General features: G+C 38.8%; 19 protein-coding genes and 2 pseudogenes. 11 read left to right on the top strand and 10 right to left on the bottom strand.

All coding sequences use genetic code 11. The annotated features are described in order from the left end of the window. The 9 genes from V6260_RS18210 to V6260_RS18170 all read left to right on the top strand — a co-directional run. Positions 1 to 182, top strand: a 182-nt coding sequence (locus V6260_RS18210; RefSeq protein ID WP_341595527.1) for a hypothetical protein, incomplete at its 5' end; no start/stop codon positions are given. A gap of 149 nt (positions 183 to 331) precedes the next feature. Beyond that, entirely contained in the window at positions 332 to 1264 is a 933-nt protein-coding gene (locus tag V6260_RS18205; protein ID WP_341595526.1) for a CHAD domain-containing protein, read from the top strand. A gap of 26 nt (positions 1265 to 1290) precedes the next feature. Beyond that, positions 1291 to 2190, top strand: a complete 900-nt coding sequence (locus V6260_RS18200; protein ID WP_341595525.1) for a DUF350 domain-containing protein — start codon at positions 1291 to 1293, stop codon at positions 2188 to 2190. Positions 2191 to 2193: 3 nt separating this feature from the next. Continuing rightward, the gene (locus V6260_RS18195) at positions 2194 to 3915 is read left to right on the top strand and encodes a polyamine aminopropyltransferase (RefSeq protein ID WP_341595524.1); all 1722 of its coding nucleotides are present in this window, start codon (positions 2194 to 2196) and stop codon (positions 3913 to 3915) included. Positions 3916 to 3994: 79 nt separating this feature from the next. Next, the gene (locus tag V6260_RS18190) at positions 3995 to 4408 is read left to right on the top strand and encodes a YjfI family protein (RefSeq protein WP_004335098.1); all 414 of its coding nucleotides are present in this window, start codon (positions 3995 to 3997) and stop codon (positions 4406 to 4408) included. Between the two features lie 24 nt (positions 4409 to 4432). Then, a complete protein-coding gene (locus V6260_RS18185) occupies positions 4433 to 5125 on the top strand; it encodes a PspA/IM30 family protein (RefSeq protein ID WP_341595523.1) in 693 nt (230 codons plus the stop codon). A 74-nt stretch (positions 5126 to 5199) separates the two neighbouring features. Further along, positions 5200 to 5838, top strand: coding sequence for a DUF4178 domain-containing protein (locus V6260_RS18180; protein ID WP_341595522.1), 639 nt, complete (start codon positions 5200 to 5202; stop codon positions 5836 to 5838). Next, a complete protein-coding gene (locus V6260_RS18175) occupies positions 5835 to 6155 on the top strand; it encodes a hypothetical protein (protein WP_341595521.1) in 321 nt (106 codons plus the stop codon). The genes V6260_RS18180 and V6260_RS18175 overlap by 4 nt, the downstream gene beginning before the upstream one ends. A 15-nt stretch (positions 6156 to 6170) precedes the next feature. After that, positions 6171 to 6356: a hypothetical protein gene (locus V6260_RS18170; RefSeq protein WP_182734579.1), complete on the top strand. Its 186-nt coding sequence runs from the start codon at positions 6171 to 6173 to the stop codon at positions 6354 to 6356. A 29-nt stretch (positions 6357 to 6385) separates the two neighbouring features. Here the strand turns inward: V6260_RS18170 and V6260_RS18165 are convergent, their stop codons facing one another. The 5 genes from V6260_RS18165 to V6260_RS18145 all read right to left on the bottom strand — a co-directional run bounded on the left by V6260_RS18165 (position 6386) and on the right by V6260_RS18145 (position 9481). Beyond that, the gene (locus V6260_RS18165; protein WP_341595520.1) at positions 6386 to 6787 is read right to left on the bottom strand and encodes a hypothetical protein; all 402 of its coding nucleotides are present in this window, start codon (positions 6785 to 6787) and stop codon (positions 6386 to 6388) included. A 10-nt stretch (positions 6788 to 6797) separates the two neighbouring features. Further along, complete coding sequence (locus tag V6260_RS18160; RefSeq protein WP_341595519.1) at positions 6798 to 7331, bottom strand: hypothetical protein; 534 nt, start codon at positions 7329 to 7331, stop codon at positions 6798 to 6800. A 109-nt stretch (positions 7332 to 7440) separates the two neighbouring features. Next, positions 7441 to 8817 (bottom strand): class II fumarate hydratase, encoded by a 1377-nt coding sequence (locus V6260_RS18155; RefSeq protein WP_341595518.1) that lies wholly within the window; start codon positions 8815 to 8817, stop codon positions 7441 to 7443. A gap of 11 nt (positions 8818 to 8828) precedes the next feature. Next, entirely contained in the window at positions 8829 to 9194 is a 366-nt protein-coding gene (locus tag V6260_RS18150) for a hypothetical protein (protein ID WP_223231703.1), read from the bottom strand. 101 nt (positions 9195 to 9295) lie between these two features. After that, positions 9296 to 9481 (bottom strand): hypothetical protein, encoded by a 186-nt coding sequence (locus V6260_RS18145; RefSeq protein ID WP_341595517.1) that lies wholly within the window; start codon positions 9479 to 9481, stop codon positions 9296 to 9298. 200 nt (positions 9482 to 9681) lie between these two features. Here V6260_RS18145 and V6260_RS18140 point away from each other — a divergent pair, with 200 nt between their 5' ends. Next, a complete protein-coding gene (locus tag V6260_RS18140; RefSeq protein WP_341595516.1) occupies positions 9682 to 10272 on the top strand; it encodes a DUF938 domain-containing protein in 591 nt (196 codons plus the stop codon). Here the strand turns inward: V6260_RS18140 and V6260_RS18135 are convergent. From V6260_RS18135 to V6260_RS18120, 4 genes and pseudogenes are all read right to left on the bottom strand, one after another. Beyond that, positions 10249 to 11388: a GNAT family N-acetyltransferase gene (locus V6260_RS18135; RefSeq protein ID WP_341595515.1), complete on the bottom strand. Its 1140-nt coding sequence runs from the start codon at positions 11386 to 11388 to the stop codon at positions 10249 to 10251. The two genes, V6260_RS18140 and V6260_RS18135, sit on opposite strands and share 24 nt — an antisense overlap. 6 nt (positions 11389 to 11394) lie before the next feature. Then, entirely contained in the window at positions 11395 to 12771 is a 1377-nt protein-coding gene (locus tag V6260_RS18130) for an alpha/beta hydrolase (protein WP_341595514.1), read from the bottom strand. Then, positions 12761 to 15481, bottom strand: coding sequence for an ATP-binding protein (locus tag V6260_RS18125; RefSeq protein WP_341595513.1), 2721 nt, complete (start codon positions 15479 to 15481; stop codon positions 12761 to 12763). Before V6260_RS18125 ends, V6260_RS18130 begins: the two co-directional genes overlap by 11 nt. Positions 15482 to 15553: 72 nt before the next feature. Beyond that, positions 15554 to 15954 (bottom strand): annotated as a pseudogene (locus V6260_RS18120) (Lrp/AsnC family transcriptional regulator). 110 nt (positions 15955 to 16064) lie between these two features. On the opposite strand from V6260_RS18120, the pseudogene V6260_RS18115 reads away from it, so the two are divergent. Beyond that, positions 16065 to 16739: pseudogene (locus tag V6260_RS18115) on the top strand (aminotransferase class V-fold PLP-dependent enzyme); the annotation flags it as partial. Here V6260_RS18115 and V6260_RS18110 read toward each other — a convergent pair. Next, positions 16723 to 17211, bottom strand: a complete 489-nt coding sequence (locus tag V6260_RS18110) for an RNA-binding protein (protein ID WP_341595512.1) — start codon at positions 17209 to 17211, stop codon at positions 16723 to 16725. The pseudogene V6260_RS18115 and the gene V6260_RS18110 sit on opposite strands and share 17 nt — an antisense overlap. Positions 17212 to 17347 lie beyond the last annotated feature (136 nt).

Raw genomic sequence — 17347 nt, 5'->3', positions numbered from 1 at the left:
GGCTTCAAATTGTAGAGAGCCCGACTAGAAATAGTCGGGCTTTTTTACGTCTGCATAAAAATAAAATTCGCGCAATTAATACACACTCGCAGCAACTCCCATCACGTATGGCGAGCGTAACGACTCCAGACGCTAAATTCACCGCAAGTACACCCTCTTATAAAGTTTCAACTTTAATTTGAACTTTACTATATAACTTCATATTTTTACTAAATCATACCCTGATTACAGAAATGCCCATTACTTCTCACTTTGTTGCAATTTCATTCTTGGTTTAATAAGTGACCTGTGTAAAACTACCTGCGTTAATTTAGTAAATCAGGTGACATGAATGTCGAATATTAAAGCTTGGAAACTTATAAGCCTGTTTTGTTTGTTCGCAGTGCTTATGGGTTGTCAATCTAAAGAAGAGCAGCTGCAACAAACAATTCAAGAGTCTATTAAAAAAGCAGATACAGAGCTGTCACAGCTTGGTACTGCGCTTGATAATGGGAATATGCGCAATGCTGTATTACTTAAAGAATATGGCGAGCTCCTCAAAAAACAACAACCAGAGCTTACAAAAGTTGTTGATGTAATTACCCTTGATGCAACGCGCCGAGGCGCACTTTATAGTGGCTTAACACAGCGACTTAAAGATATTAAAGGAACTTACTTAATTCCTCCTTACGAAGATACGTTACATAGCATTGATTTGTTGCGTGAAGCGGCAAAACCTACGTTATTTTCTGATGCGTTAACCGATCCTATTAATATGCTAGCTGATATGTCCAAAGGCACTTTAGCGCGTGTAGGCGCAATTAGTAAGCAAGCTGAAGGTGAAGGGGTTGGTAACCAAATGGTAGGTAACCCTAACTATGGTAACTGGCAAACAAATAGTAATGGTATTAGCTTTTGGCAATGGTACGGCATGTACCGTATTTTAGGCGATGTATTTGACCGTGTTGAATATGGTAGTTGGAGCAAGCGCCGAAAGTATAGTTATTACAATGACTACGGCCGTTCGCGTTATTCAAGCCCTAAACAAATTAAAACCCAAAGCGCGCTAGAAACACGCACGCGCCAAACATATCAACGCCAAGGTAAGCAGTTTACAAGCCCTTATGCGAGTAAAAAAACAGGAGCATCCGGTTTAAGCCGTAGTAGTTATACGCCGCCAAAAAGCCGCAGTAGTTATTCTCGTTCGAGCAGTTATAGCAATAGCTCAGGATCGGTGCGTGATAGCGGTAGCAGAACCTCTCGTGGCGTGAGCCGTGGTAAGTAAAAGAATAATGTTGGAGTTAGAATAATATGTATGAATTTAATGGAATAACTATGTGGTCGCTACAAGCATTGGCGATTGATTTTGCAATTATTGTTTTATTATTTGTAAGCCTTAAATATATAAAAGGCTGGGTTTCAAACTTACACGCAAATGATGAAATAACAGAGCGTGATAACTTTGCTTTTGGTATTAGCTTTGCCGCTGGTTTAGTGGCACTGGCGATTGTTTTAACAGGTGTAAGTAGTGGTGCTTTTGCTGCAACACTTCAACAAGAAGCGCTGCAAATGCTAGCTTACGGCGCATTAGCAATTGTACTTATTAAGTTAGGTCACTTCTTTCAAGATAAAGTAGCACTTCGTAAAGTAAGCCTGCATGACGAAATCGTGAAAGGTAATGTTACAGCTTCAATAATTGATTTTGGTCATGTTGTTAGCGTTGCAATCGTAATCCGCTCAGCTCTTTTATGGGTGGCTACTGATGGCTGGCATGGTCTTCCAATTGTAATTGCTGCCTTTGTTATAGGTAGTGTTGTATTACTACTTGTTAGCCAGTACCGAGTGCAGTTATTTAAGCGTACAAACAAAAGTGGCGACTGCCTACAACAAGCAATTGTTGATGGTAACTTAGCTGTTGGTATTCGTTACGCTGGATTTTTAGTAGGTAGTGCATTAGCTATTACAGCAGCAACGGGTGTTGCACCTTACGCGGCTGATAACATTAATGCGAGTTTACTATACTGGGCTATTAGCGCAGTAGTTAGCCTTGTTGCATTTATTATTCTGCACTTAGTGACAATTAAAATAATTTTATCTGGTTGCGATATTTCAGATGAAGTTAATCGTCAAAAAAATGTAGGTGTAGCAACTATTTCTGCAGCAGTATCGTTCGCTGTAGGCATCACTATGGCAACCTTACTAGGCGCATAATCAGTGTCATCAACCAACATTCCCCCAAGTAAGTCTCGCTTACTTGGGCACGATATATTACTAATTACTGTTATGGCCGTGCTTGCTGGGTGCGGCCTTATTTATGAATACTTGCTGTCTCATTATGCGGGCCGTGTACTTGGCTCAGTAGAAAGCGCCATTTACGCCATGATCGGTACTATGATTGTAGCAATGGGCTTAGGCGCTTTTTTAGCACGCTGGTTTAAAGATGCATTTACCGCTTTTGCTTGGCTAGAAAGCATTATAGCTTTGGTTGGCATGGGCTGTATTTTAGCGATAGCGGGTGTGATAGCAGTTAGTTATTCTCTTCCTCATTTATTTTCGAGCATTTTTAATTTACCCCCTGATGTTGTACTTAATGGTTACGTATTTCAAAAGCTACAAGAGTGGTCACGTTTTCTACCTTATGTTTTTGGTTTAATACTGGGCTTATTTATTGGTATGGAAATACCGCTTATAGCGCGCATTCGTCAGCACGTTTATGGCCGTTTTTTAGAAAACAACGCAGGGACTATTTATGGTGCCGATTATATTGGTGCTGGGATTGGTGCCGCCATTTGGGTAAGTATCATGCTATCAATGCCTATAATGCAAGCTGCAGCGTGGACGGCGTTATTTAATATCATTGCGGGGCTCGCGTTTTTATGGCGCTACCATACCTATGTGCGCTTTGCTAAGGCACTTTTAGTTTGTCATATAGCATTGTTGGCATTATTTGGTTTTATTTTGGTATTTGGCAGTGGTTGGATGAACAATCTAAGCAATGTTTTATACAAAGATAAAGTAATTTATTCGCAAGCAACTAAATACCAACACGTAGTTTTAACCGAAAGATTAAGCAAAAACCAACCTCAGCCAATTACCGATTTATATTTAAATGGGCGTTTACAGTTCTCAAGTATCGATGAGCAAATATATCATTCAATGCTGGTTTACCCTGCAATGCTTGCCTCTAACAGACACGACCGTGTATTAATAATTGGTGGTGGTGACGGGTTAGCACTTAGAGATGTTTTAAAATGGCCTGTAAGTGAAGTAACGCTAATAGATTTAGACGCGCAGCTTCTCAATTTATTTGGTCATAAAGACGGTGACTTTGCGCCGCCAGAGCACATCAATAAGCGATTACTACACCTAAACAATAAATCGATGCATGACTCGCGAGCCAACATAATTGTGGGTGATGCATTTTTAGAAGTTGAAAAGCTACTTGACCAATCTAAGCAGTTCGACACTATTTTAATTGATTTACCTGATCCTAATCATCCTGACCTAAATAAAATGTACAGTGATTATTTTTATAATCATGTACGCCAGTTATTAGCTCCCGATGGGGCAATGGCAGTTCAATCAACCTCACCTTATCATGCTAAAAAAGCATTTTTAAGTATAGGTAAAACGGTTAAAGCTGCAGGATTTGGGTATGTTGAGCAATATCAGCAAAACATACCTTCTTTTGGGCAGTGGGGCTGGACCATAGCTACTAAAATGGGGCAGTCGGCCAGTGGCCGTATTAATGATGCGACGGCTATGCCTGTGCCATCAAGGTGGATTAGTAAAGAATATTTATTAGCAAGCTTTGTATTTCCTAACCACTACTTTGAACAAGTTAAAAGTATTGAGGTCAATAGGTTAGGATCTGGTCAGTTGTATGATTACTACCGGACTGCATGGCAAATAGAAAGTGAATTGTATAAAAACTAATAAAACATGGTTGACATAATATGTCGGCCATGAGAATCTTAACTCAGACATAATATGTCAAACGACAGAAGGCAGAGACATGGAATTAAATGAACTTTCAATAAAATTAGCCTCTTTTGAAACTGAAGGCGCTAACTTTGAGTCTTTCTTGATTGCCAACCCTGGCGAGCAAGATGTTTTACAAGTCATTGTTGATGGAAATGATGAACTTCCAATTTTTGTTACACAAACACAAGAGCAGTTGTTATGTATTAGCTACTTGTTTGACGAAGATGAAGTTAAGAGTGAATTACGCAACGAGTTAAACGAAACATTACTACGTTTAAACGTGCCGATTCCACTGAGTGCATTTGCTAAAATCGATAACAAATACGCGATTTTTGGTGCACTGTCGGTAAATTCATCATTAGATGACGTTACCCACGAACTAGTGACATTAGCCGATAACGCTATTGACGCACTAGAAGCCGTGACCTTGTATTTAAACGATTAATAGCTAGTTAGTGGAGTTAAGATTATGAGTATTTTAAAGAAATTATTTACAGCAGTACGTGGCGGCGCTCGTGAAGCAGGCGAAGCAATTGTAGACAAAAATGGTATCCGTATTTTTGAGCAAGAAATTGCAGATGCGCAAAATGCACTTCACCGTGCTAAAAAAAGCCTTACTGAAGTAATGGCTAAAGAAATGCAAACTAAGCGTAAAATTAGCGCAGTAGATGCTTCAATCGTTGAACACGAAGCGTATGCAGGCCAAGCTCTTGAAAAGGGCAACGAGGCGCTGGCATTAGAAATTGCAGAAAAAATTGGTGACTTTGAAGCTGAAAAAGCAGAAAACGAGCAAGTATTATCTGGCTTTAGCAATCACATTGTTGCCCTTAAGCAGCAAGTTAAAGATGCTGAAAAATCGATTAAAGAGAATCAGCGTCAGCTTACAATGGTTAAAACCACTGAAAGCGTACAGCAAGCAACAATGGCTGTTAACAGCACGCTTAATACAAACAGCTCGTCTATGACATCGGCTCGTCAATCGCTTGAGCGCATTAAGCAACGTCAGCAAGATCGTAGCGACCAGCTAGGCGCTGCAAAAGAGCTTGAGTCAGAAGTTAATGGCGACGATTTAAAAGCAAAAATGGCTGAAGCAGGCATTGGTGACACTAATCCAAAAAGCGCTGATATTTTAGCTCGCATCAAAGCGAAGCAAAATAGCTAACCATCACGTTTATACTTTAAAAAGGTAACCGAGTTTTGCTCAGTTACCTTTTTTGCTTAGAGGGCAGCCTTTCTATGTTTAATTTTTTCAAATCTAAAAAAGAGCCAGAGCGTCAGCTTAATCATCCGAGCGAGCTTAAAAAAGGTGACATGTTTAGTGTTATCGACTCATTTGCTTATCCGTCATGGTTAAAAGGTGAAACGCTACGTGTTACTGGTATTCAGACTTACCAATATCAGCACAGTAGTGATACTGAATTTGTACTTGAGACAAATAGCGGGCAAGTTGTATTTTTACAAATTGAGCAAGATGACGGTGAAGAGTGGGCTAACTTTTCTATTAAAATTCAGCGAAACGAAGTTGAGGAGATATTTGGCCTTGATGAGTTTGCGCGTATTTTTGATGAAGAGTCGTTAACCCACATTACAGTGCAAAATACACCAGAGCGCTTTATGCAGTTTTTAGCTAAAAGCTATCAACAAAGCGAGTCGCCTTATGTGTGTTATTTCCATAATAAAGATTACCGAAACCAAGCATTACCTCGTTATGAGCAAGAAGGTGGTGAGCCATGTGAAATGATTTGCTTAGCGTCGGATAATGAAGGCTTTGGTTTAAATATCGAAATTTGGGATGGAGGCGAAACCGAAGTATCGCTCACGCTCATACGTCCAATGTCAGACATTGTAGATTTGTTTCCTGGAGATGCTAAGTGAGTGATGCTAAAGACAAGTGGTTACGTCAGGAGCAGGCTGTACGTGCCACACAAATGGCATTTGATCTAAGTAGTGAAGTTCAAAAGCTGATAAAAAAGCAGGCTATAGACCAAGAGTTAACGCCGTCAGATATGATCCGTAAAATACTTGGCTTAGACGTAAAGTCTAAAAAAACGCGTCAACGTTTATCGTTTAATTTAAATGATGATGAAATAGCACAACTTGCCAGTCGCTTTGATGTACAAAGCGATGACAAGCGAGCCGTAAAGCAGCAAGTAGCTGATTTATTAATTGCTCACACTAAAAAAGCTAAGTAGTTGCACTAGATTATTATGAATATTACGCTAATTGCTTATCTACTTATTTTTGCGTTGTTTGGTACTGCGGCGAGTTATTTTGTACGTTTTATTTATGCGTATTGGGTGCTTAAAACAATGCCCATGAAATACATTATTAAAGCAGGTGTTTGCGTGGTACTAGTGGTAGTAATTTCAGCGTTAATTCCGTATTTAGGTTAACGCTGAAATTAGCTTATACGCGGCCGTTGTTATTTTATATCAAACGATTGGCATTGGTGATTAATACACAGCGATTGCACTTCAAGTACAGGAGAGCAATCAGTTAAGCCTTGTGCTTTATTTTGTATGTTTTCTTGTTTTGTTATTTGTTGAGCAAGTTGTTCTGCTTCTTCTTGAGATGTGTTCAGCGTTGAATAAACAGCATATTTACTCGGTCCGCCGCATGCGCGGGCGCCCACTTCAAGTACTTTACACTGAAAACTTGCGGTGCAGCTATTATTACTCACCATGTTATTCAGAGCATAGTTTAAGTCAGACAAGTTTTTACTTTGCTCATTTGACGTCACAGTACTAGCACAACCACTTAGTAATAAAATGCTGCTAGCAATGCTTAAAATTGATAGTTTAATTGCCGATGGTAAACAACTCATAACGTTATCCTTAAAATGCACTTACCGCTGAGCCTTCAAGTTTAACACATTTATTTTCAACACACTGCGTGCTTGGCGTTGTTAAATGCTGACAAGTGCTCATCATCCCTTTTTGTGAATTATAGTTACTTTCAAGCTTAGTAATTTTATCGCTAAGGGCTGTTACTTGTTCTTCAGACGCTGATTTTGTTGAATACACAACAAAGCTGCTTGGCCCGCCACATGCGCGACTACCAACGGCATTTACTCTACATTGAGTGCTAGTATCACATTGCGTATCTGTAATTAGTGTATTTAATTCGGCTTTAGCTGCTTTTATATCGTCTATTGAAACGTTTTTTAAATCAGCTTTTGAAATTTTTTCAGTAACTACATTATTTTTTGTATTTTCTTGTAATTGATTGTTTTCTTTTAGCTTTTGTAGCTCTTGCTTAGGCGCTTCAGCCTTTGAGGCGATTGTTACTTGCTGTGTTTTAGCTGGTTCTTTATCCAAACATGCAGTTAAACACAGTGGTAAAAGTATGGCTAACAATGGGGTACGCATAACAAACCTTGATAGTGATGAAATATTCATCACTATCATACACGGTGCATTTTTTACGACAATAAAAACTATATTACCAACTAATTAAAGCCGTGAAAAATATCGTTTATTAAAGTCCACCCTGCGTTAGTTTGGTGGGGTTAAGTAGCTTTTCGAGTTCACTGCGTGGTAAATCAGTTTCCTGCTCAGCTACATCAATAATGGGGCGGGCTTCTTTATAAGCCTGCTTTGCTATTTTTGCTGCTTTTTCATAACCGATCACCGGATTGAGCGCAGTCACTAAAATTGGATTTTTAGCGAGTGCTTTATCTATATTCGGCTGGTTTACCTTAAAGCTGGCAATGGCTTTATCGCCCAATGCTTGTGCACTATTTGCAAGTAATTTTATGCTTTGCAAAATATTATACGCAATGACTGGCAGCATAACGTTTAGCTCAAAATTACCCGCTTGGCCTGCTACTGTAATGGTCGCGTCGTTACCGATTACTTGTGCGCTTGCCATGGCTGCGGCTTCTGGTATTACCGGGTTTACCTTGCCAGGCATAATAGACGAGCCCGGTTGAAGTGCTTCTAGCTCTATTTCGCCTAAGCCCGCAAGTGGCCCTGAATTCATCCAACGTAGGTCGTTCGCTATTTTCATTTGCGCTACAGCGAGTACTTTTAATTGCCCAGAAAGTGCGACGATGGCGTCTTGTGAGCCTATGTTATAAAAAAAGTTACTGCTAGGCGTAAATCTAATGCCTACATTGGCACTGAGGTTTTCTGCAAATTTTGCCGCAAATTTAGGATCTGCATTTATACCTGTTCCTACGGCCGTGCCGCCTTGTGCAAGCTCGCATACACGCTCTAAGCTATGTCTAATTCCTGCTGCGGCATGATTAACTTGTGACTGCCATGCACTGAGTGTTTGATCAAACGTAACGGGCATTGCATCCATTAAATGCGTACGGCCTGTTTTAACAATATGGCCTACTTTAGCCTTTTTCTTTTCTAGGTTTTGCGATAGGCTTTCAAGCGAAGGAAGTAATTCATACACTACATTTATTGCACTACTGAGTGCGATAGCAGTAGGGACTACATCGTTAGAGCTTTGCCCCATGTTTACATCATCATTAGGATGAACACTCTCATTACCTAATCGACTAGCAAGCGTTGCAATAACTTCATTGGCATTCATATTTGAGCTTGTGCCCGAGCCTGTTTGAAAAATATCAACGGGGAAGTGCTCAATGTGTTCGCCATCAATAATACTTTGACAAGCTTGCTCAATAGCATTGGCTTTAGCTTTGCTTAAATGCCCAAGATCAAAGTTACTTTGTGCTGCGGCTTGTTTTATATAAGCCAGCGCAGTTATAAATTGCTTTGGCATTGATAAGCCGCTAATGGCAAAGTTATTAACTGCTCGTTGTGTTTGCGCTTGATAGAGCGCATCGGTAGGTACTTGTAGCTCGCCCATGCTGTCTGATTCTGTTCTAAAGTTGCTCATAAGTGTGCTCCTTAAAAAGGGTTGAATTCGTGACTAAGAATACGAGCTTCACGCTCAAGTATTAAAAATTGTGCAGTATTGTTATGCACCTTATAAAATCGTTTTAATGCCAATAATGGTTTGTATAACTGCTCTAAGCATTGTTTACGAATAGCATTATGTATAAGAGGGTCGCACATTTTGTTCATAATTTCATGGTGTGTGCGCCTAAGATAAAACTCTTGAAGCAAGGGATTATGTTGTTGCTCAAATTTTTTGGCGACGTTAAGGGCGGTTTCTATGTAATCGGCAACGAGCATGGGTGCATGCAGGCCGGGTCTTAAGCAATGACAAGAGAGTTCTTGATGGTAACGATGCTGGGCATAATTTGAAGACATAAAAAAACCGACTCAAGTTAACGATAATAGTTATCATTACATTTAATCGGTTTCAGTGTAAACAGTTATTATAAAAATTATTTGCAATACTAATTTGAGTATTAATTGTAGCCAAGAATAAATATTTGATCTGTTTCATGTTTGGTCATCGCCTGTTGATTATGTTTAGGGTGCGAAAGTAAATCGATTACTGTAGCTCTCATATCAACGGCGTAACCATGATCGTCGGTGGTTTTTTCGGTTATAGCAATGGCCGCGTCTACAGCGGTATAAGGGGGTATATGCATAATTTTTTCCTCTGGAATTTAATATAAGTTAAACCCTTTAGTGGGTTAACAATATAAAAGCATATTACGTACCAACCATAATGAACCAGCTCAATCATATGATAGTTATAGTATTTAAAAATTACCTTTTTTTCATCACGACAAAATAAGCTAAATTTGCTTTACTGTTGTGCATTAATCTACAATTTTGGTGCACAGTAATGACTAAACCATTTTCACAAGCTTGTGAAAACAATAAAACTCCTATTTTAGAGCAATTAAAAGTTGTATTAAAAAATACTAAAACAGTACTCGAAGTTGGCTCAGGTACTGGCCAGCATAGTGTGTTTTTTGCAGAGCAATTGCCTCATTTGCAGTGGCATACAAGTGATCGCGCTATAAACCACGAAGGGATTAATTTATGGCATCGCGAAGCTGATTTAACTAATTTACACGCGCCGCTTGAGCTTGATTTAAATAATGAGTGGCCTGTAGTTAAGGTTGACGCTATTTATACGGCAAACACATTTCATATTGTTAGTTGGCAATTAGTTGAGCGTTTTTTTGACGGTATTAAACGCCACTTAAATAGCGGTGGTATATTGTGTATTTATGGGCCATTCAAATACCAAGGTGAATTTACCAGCCCAAGTAATGATGACTTTAGTGCCTTTTTAACAGAGCGCGATCCGTTAAGTGGAATAAGAGATTTTGAAGCAGTTGAACAACTAGCTACGCAAGCAGGGCTTACACTCATTAGCGATACAGCCATGCCTTCAAATAATCAGTTACTCGTTTTTAAACGGCAGTAATGAGCTACATTGCTCTTTATATATATTAATATTATGGTGTTCACGCTTTAAATAGTCACTTATTGCATGACTAAAGTCGCCATTAACGATGTGGTGAGCAGAGTAGGTAAGTACGGGCTCGAACCCGCGCGCTATTTTATGCTCACCTTGTGCACCTGAATGAAAACAGCTGAGTTTATGCTTTATTGCAAACTCAATACCTTGGTAATAACACAGTTCAAAGTGCAGCGAATCAACTTCTTCACTTGCTCCCCAGTAGCGCCCGTAAAGCGTATTTTCACCGATTAAACTAAGTGTTGCTGCAATCACGCTGTCGTCTTTTTTGGCTAGCATAATAACGAGATTATTAGCCATTAATGCATGTAAAAGCGTAAAAAACTCCATATTTAAATAGCCTAAATGACCAGAGCGTTTTAAATACGTACGCTGATAAAACTCACAAAATAACTGCATTATCTCGGGCGTAATTTGTGTGCCTTGCAGCCATTCAATATCAATATTTTGTTGGGCTATTTTAGCTCGTTCTTTTTTAAGTGACCTGCGTTTACGCGAGCTAAGTATTTGCAAAAAGTCGTCAAAGGATTCATAACCTTTATTAAACCACTGAAATTGCACACCCACTCTTAGCATGGCGTGTTGCTCAGTTAATGATGTGGCTTGAGCTTGGTCGCAAAAATTAACATGCCACCCCGACCATCCTTGCTGTGCACTGTGTAAGCTAAGTTGCTCTGTAATGTACTGATATACTGTATTTGGGTTGGCGTGCTCGATAGCAATACGCTTGCCTTCAATAGGGCTAAAGGGAATGCCAGATAGCCACTTGGGATAATATTCTAAACCGTGTTTTTCATATGCCTCAGCCCATGCCCAGTCAAATACGTACTCGCCGTATGAATGTCTTTTTAAATACCCAGGTGCAAGCGCAATGAGCGTCTCATCTTCAAAAATAGCGAGGTGATGGGGCTGCCAACCGCTTTTTTGTGTTACGCATTGGCTTTGTTCAAGGGCATATAAAAAAGCATGTTGAGTAAATGGTTCATCCCCAAATAAACGTTGCCACTGCGCCTGATCAATCTCATTAATACTGCTAAACCATTGGTGCGAAAACGTTCCCATGACTACTTACCTTGTAGTTGTTCTAAGCTGTTCTACGTTTTTAATAAACGTACTAATTTGCTTTTTAAGCTCGGCAAAATGAGGATTATAAGTTAAGCGTTGTAAAGCCGGATAGTGTTTTAAGTTGGCGCTTGTACGCTCTCCTAATTGTGGATTTTTTGTTGTTTTACATGTTTTGTACAGGGACTCGTCGTTAATAAAGCTGCCACAATTGCGATAAGTGGCGTTAATTCCATAATGTGGATTTTGCGGTGAGTTAACAACCGCAATATGCGATATACCGTGAATTTTTTTACACTGCAGTGTTGTGCATTGCGGATTACTTACTATGTAGTCACTAGCAAAGTCTGGCGGTAAAATATCAGTGTTGCCATAAAGTACTAAAGTATCGAGCAGCTTATACTTTACTGAATTACCTTGGTGTAATGCACTCAATAATTTTAGTGTGGCACGCGTATCTATTGTTGTATCAATATCGCTAAGTACACTAAAAATAGGTAATTTAAGTGCAGGGCGTTTGTTCAAGCTACTTATGCTTGCAAGTGACATTGCATCGTACGAAGCGGCAGCTGCATTTAAAGGAAAAGACTCATACTTAGCAAAGTCTACATCGGCGTCTTTATCTATCCAATTAACAAACGGTATAGCGTCAATCCATTTTGCTATCCAGCCGTACTTATTATGTGGCTCAGAGCCCGGCGAATAAAGCATAAGTGCTTTAATTTTAGGTGAAACAGTTTGCTTGGTTGCGTAATCAATAAGTAACGCGGCGCCGGTAGAGTAACCTGCGAGTATGACCTCATCAAAATCTTGCACCGAGCGATCAACTCCATATTTTATTGCTTGCTGCCATTGGCTAACCTCTACATTGAGTAACGCACTTGCAGCGCTTCCATGTCCTGGTAATAAAATAGTGCGCACGGTATAGCCTTGTTGATAATACACTTGTGCTAAATCGTGATACGTAAAGGGTGAGTCAGTTAGTCCGTGGATTAATAGCGCAACTTTATTGCTGTTTGGATGCGTTAGTTCAAAAGGGGCAATAATATCTGCAATAGTAGGGTCAGGTTTTCGCGTACCTTGTGTTACTAATTGCTGATACGTTTGTGTAATAACAGGGCATGGCATATTTGCACGTGGATTGGCTTTATTTATATGTTTATACGCGTAATCTAAGTAATTGTTAAATGGTAAAAGGGCGTGGTAATTAAAGCGTTGGTGGTTGTGCTCATTTTCAAAGCGTAATAAACCTTGTTGCTTACTTTTTGTTATAAATTTAAAGTCGCTCGCCTGCGATATACAGTTTTGAGCGACAGCTGTATGCGAAAAAAAATTTAAAACAAAACCAAAAGCTACTCTTAAAATTAAACCACTATTGTTCATTAACTTCTGCATATTGGACAAGACACTCGGTTAGCTTAATGAGTTCAAGCGGTTTTGCAAGATGTTGGTTAAACCCAACGGCTTGTGCATGTGCTTTATCCTCTGGCATAACGTCGGCAGTTAAAGCAATAATCGGGAGTTCTTGTTCGGTTTTAAACTGGCGGATCAGGGCCGTTGCTCTATAGCCATCCATTACAGGCATTTGGCAATCCATAAGTACTAAGTCAAAATGCTGCTTTTTAACTATATCAACGGCCAGTTCGCCATTTTCTACTATATACGGCACAATCCCCAGCGAGCCAAGCATCGCTTTAATAACCATTTGATTTACTGGGTTGTCTTCTGCGACCAAAATGTCTAGCGAAGTAATATTAGTATTATCAAATGTAATAACATGTTCTTTTTTAGGCTCTGTTGTTTCTAATCGCATTGAAAATGTAAAAGTAGAGCCTTTATCTATTTCACTTTTAAGGGTTATTTCTCCCCCCATTAATTGGCTTAGCTCTTTTGCTATTGTTAAGCCAAGCCCTGTACCGCCAAATTGCCTTGAGGTAGAGCTATCGGCTTGGGTAAATGCGTTAAATAATTTTTTATGCTGGCTTGGTTTTATACCTATTCCGGTATCGCTAACGTTTATAACAAGCTGTATTTTATTGGCGGCAGTAAACTCTGTTTCTATGTTTAAAGTAACGTTGCCTTGGCTTGTAAATTTAATCGCGTTACTACACAAATTAAGTAATATCTGCTCAATTCGCATTGGATCACCAATAAACCAGGTATCTAAAGGTAGCTTTGAGTTAACTTGCCATTTAATACCTTTGTTAACAGCGCTTTGTTCAAACATGTTGTTTATGCGTGTTATTAAAGCTCCTAAGTCGAATGCAGTAGACTCAATCACTAACTTTTGTGATTCTATTTTTGATATATCAAGAATGTCATTAATTAAGTTTAATAAACTTTTAGATGATGAATTTATTTTATCTAAATAGCCTATGAGTGTACTTGTATTGTCTGTTTCTCGAGCAAGTGAAGAAAAACCAATAACGGCGTTTAATGGTGTGCGTATTTCGTGGCTCATATTCGCTAAGAATTGGCTTTTAGCCTGATTAGCTAAATCGGACTGCTGCTTTGCTTGTGCGAGCGAGTGTGTGCGCTCTGCAACTTGACGTGTAAGTTCTATTTGTTGCTGATTAAACAGCAGTAAAACCATTAAAATTAAAGAACATACGGCAACTTGAAGTATAAGTAACAATAGAGTTAGTTGGCTATTATGTTGCGTTAAAAAACTTTCTTTAAGGGCTAGTTTTACAATCCATTTTTGCCCTGCAAAGTCCACGTCAAACGACATTAAACGACTGCCCTTGGCTTGTTGAATCTCTTGAGAGTAATTACTGTAAAACGGTGGTGCGTCTGTATCTTCGTATACACCAATCGAAAACATATCAGACTGTTCTGTAGAAATGGCCTGTTCAATAATACTACGCACCAAAAATACGCCCGTGGCATAGCCTTTAATTGCTTCTTTGTTATCACTTTGAGAATACACGGGAGCAAATAATAAATAAGCGGGTTCTGGTTGTTTGGTTTGTACTAGCTGAATTATCTTAGTCCCGACTGGCATATATCTTATAGCGGGGTTAAGCAGAGAGCTTTTTCGATCAGGGTTTGAAAATACATTAAAACCAATCGCTTTTTGGTTACCGTTAAAAGGGGCTATGTATTTTACGATAACGAGTGGATCATTTTTTTCAAGAGGCTCACCGACTATATCAATACCTAAGTGATAAGTATCAGATGCCTCCTGAACAAAATTGTCACGTTGATCTTGCGATATTTTTACGTTCCACGACAAAGCGTTAATAAATTTATGTTGAGTTAGTAAATGACTAGCGTAAGAGTAAAAGTCTTGCTGGCTTAACGTAGGAGAAGATTGGACTTGGCTTGCTAAACTTTGTACCGCAATGATGCTGCGGTTTATATACCTATAAAGGCTGTTTTCTACAACGTGGACTTCACGTTCGGCAATTTTAATAGTGCTTATACGATTTTCCTGATCGTATAATTGTGTTGTTACCGCGACTGATAAAAATAAAACTGAGCATACTGCAATTGTCGGAAATGCCGATATATTATGTTGATCAGATTTTTGTGGTAATAAAGAAAGTAAAAATGGAGTAGCAATTAATACTCCTAATGTATCACCAAGCCACCAGTAAATAACATTATTCCAATGGTTATTAATACTGTATACAGAGTTAAATTGACTCAGTGCAAATACACCAAAATTAGCAGAAATTAAGCTGACCAATATGGCTATAACTAGAATAAAATAAATTATATTCTTGCGCTTTTTAAAGCGTAGCGGGTGCCCAAGCCAATACTTTAAAAGAGCTGCGCCAACCATTGCCTGTATTACAACACCAAAGGCGATATACATAGCCTCGTTAAATGAGTTGCCGACCAGGACTAGCTCATGAGCTGAACTATCAAAAATATTTAGGTTAAACGCAATTGCAGCTACAAATAAAGGCGGAATAAAGCGCCACCACCAAATATAACAACCGACAAGAGCGATGCCGGCAGGCAACCAAATTGGAATTATTTGCGAGTTAAAAGCAAGTTTAGTGAGTGCTATGCCGACTAAAAAATATGCTAAAGCAAACATGATGTAAAAAATAAGAGAATGATTTTTAGAGTTAAAATTTTTCACATAAGGTCCAAGCAATTATTATTATCGTTTTGAAATATCAGTATAGCTAACAGTAAGTTATTTTGGTTATTTTTATAAAGGTAACTGTTTTTTGCTAAATGGCTGCTTTAACACGACTGTTGATTCTATATTTGCAATACAACTTAAGTTACCTAGTTGATGTTTTACAAATGTTTCGTAGCTCTCAAGATCATGTGCAATGATTTTTAATAAATAATCATAGCTTCCTGATATTACACAACACTCTAATACATGTGGTAATTTTTCTACATGTTGCTCAAATTGCTCTGCAGCAATCACCGAGTTTTGGCTTAATCGTATAAACGCATATACCAACACATTAAGGTTAAGTGCTTTAGGATTTATGGCGGCGTGGTAGCCGGTAATAATGTTTTCTTGATCTAACTTTTTTATACGCCTTAAACAGGTGTATCCGATAGGTTAATACTGCCAGCCAAATCTGAAACCGACATACGAGCTTAGCTTTGCAGTGCAATGAGTAATTGCTGATCTTTTTTTATCTAACATAGTTGTCGGCTTTTATTAATTATTTTTATATTTGTAGTGATTATTGCTAAGTATTGTAGTTTTTATAAGCCACGTATATTCAAATACAGGAGTGTAGGCACCTGTGTACGATATTGTAGCTATAAGCAAATTAACCAATAGTTTATCAATAGTTGATGTTGCTCAGTCAGCGGGTGTTATACCGCTTGATTTAAGCGTACTCGATGCGGACTTTATGATTGGCTCGAGTGTTAAATGGCTATGTGGCCGCCCAGGTGCAGCTTATTTGTGGGTTAACAAAAATCAAATAGAGTATTGTGAACCTAAAGATGTGGGTTGGTTTTCGCTTGAGTTCGATATTAACCACTTCGAATATAACGCCAGTGCGCTCAAGTTTTGGGTTGGCACTCCTTCTGTAGCGCCTTATATTATTGCCACCAATAGCATTGCTTACTTTGCAGAGCTAACTGCTCACAAGGTAAGGGAGCATAATTTAGCTATGCTTACGCTTATTCATGAGCAACTAAGCGAATATATTGTATCACCTATGAGTAGTGATAAATGCAGCGGGACTGTTATTTTGTTTTTTGCCGGGCTGCAAGAGTATGTACTTACAGAGCTTGATAAAGTGAAAGACAGTGTAGATGCCCGTAAATTTAGAATACGAGTATCGCCACATATTTATAATACCCGAGAAGACGTTGAGCAGTTTATATCGATAGTAAAACAAGCGCTTAAGGATTTTGGCTAAGCTGCTGCTTTCTTTGCTTTAATGACTCTATTTTTTGCTGCGTTTGACTAATTGATGCGTCGTAAGCTTGTTTTAATGAATTTGTTTTAGTTGCGATAGCATCAGCAATAGACGAAGCGCCTAAACGATTGGCCTTATCTTGAGTCATGTAATCTATCTGTTGTTTTTTAGCTGCGTATTCTTTTTGGCTTTGTTCAATAGATAGCTCAAGGCGCTTTATTTCACGCTCTATTTGTTGAACCTCTAAGTAATCATCAACAGAGGTATCGGTAATACCTTTATCGGGCGTAGAGCTTTTATATGCTTCAATTACATTAATATCTTTTAGAGTAATAACTTGTGCATCTTTAGCGCAAGGCGTTTGGCTAAAGGTAGGAATGCCCTTAATTACACACTTATACACTGTTGTACTTTGTGCCAAGGTAAAAAATGGTGCTGCCGTGCAAACTGATAGCAATATGAACCGTATCATAGCTAAACCTAAAAGTGGCTAAAGTTGTGTTAATAATGCCCTAAGTTATTACTAGGCACAATTTGTTTAATTTTTATAAAATTTAGGCACAAAAAAACCACAATTAAGTGGTTTAAATTAAGTATGGTGGAGAGGG

The sequence above is a fragment of the Pseudoalteromonas aliena genome (assembly GCF_038155085.1).
Lineage (GTDB): Bacteria > Pseudomonadota > Gammaproteobacteria > Enterobacterales > Alteromonadaceae > Pseudoalteromonas > Pseudoalteromonas aliena_A.
The sequence above is the reverse complement of the archived record's forward strand: the minus strand, read 5'-3'. Positions and strand labels throughout refer to the sequence as shown.